Raw genomic sequence first — 1,004 nt, 5'->3', positions numbered from 1 at the left:
CACGGTGAGGCCTTTTCGAAGGCCTCTGGGCTGACGCCACCGAGGTGGCTGTGGCGTCGGGTACGGTTGTAGAACACTTCAATGTAATCGAAGATATCCGCCCGGGCTATGTCCCGGGTTTTATATATCCGCTTCCTGATGCGCTCTTTTTTGAGTGAACTGAAGAACGATTCTGCCACTGCATTATCCCAGCAGTTGCCACGACGGCTCATGCTCGGTGCCAGATTATTGGCCCGACAGAACCGCTGCCAGTCATCACTGCCATACTGACTGCCCTGATCGCTGTGCACAATGACGTTTTCTGCAGGTTTACGCCGCCAGACCGCCATCAGCAGCGCATCCAGTGCCAGCTCGCGCGACAGTGTCGGTTTCATCGACCAGCCCACCACATTACGGGCAAAAAGATCGATAACCACTGCCAGATACAGCCAGCCCTGCCAGGTGCGGATGTAGGTGATGTCGGTTACCCACACCTGATTGGGCTTCACAACAGTAAATTCACGCTGCACGCGATTGGGCGCTATCACGGACGGTCTTCCCCGGGTTCCGCGTGGCACTTTATAACCATGTATGGCCTGTATCCTGTTTTTCCTCATGATTTTGGCAACCCGGTTTCTGCTGCACGCTTCACCAATTTCACGAAGATCGCCATGGACTCTGCGATAACCGTAAACTCCGCCACTCAGCGTATAAGAGTCGCGGATGAGTTCCAGCAGCCGCTGGTTATCCTTTTCTCCGGCGGATACTGGGTTATGGAGCCAGACATAAAATCCGGCACGGGCAACCTTAAGGACCCGACACATTGTAACGATCGACCAGATTTCACGGTGATCGTTGATAAAGCGATACTTCAGTCGGGCTCCCTTGCAAAGTACCGCGCGGCCTTTTTCAGAATATCCCGCTCTTCCTCAGTGCGTTTAAGCTGTGCTTTCAGCCTGAGAATTTCTGTTCTGGCATCCAGTAAATCCTGTGCCTGCTGTCCACTGTTGTCAGGCTTAACAGCA

1 pseudogene is annotated in these 1,004 nt (G+C 53.6%); it reads right to left on the bottom strand.

Annotated features, from left to right (window positions below):
• Positions 1-1,004, bottom strand: a pseudogene (locus tag F4V72_RS23930) (IS3 family transposase); the annotation flags it as partial.

The organism is Salmonella enterica subsp. diarizonae, assembly GCF_008692785.1.
In the GTDB taxonomy this organism is placed as follows: Bacteria; Pseudomonadota; Gammaproteobacteria; order Enterobacterales; family Enterobacteriaceae; genus Salmonella; species Salmonella diarizonae.
This window is presented reverse-complemented; position numbering and strand designations above follow the sequence as displayed.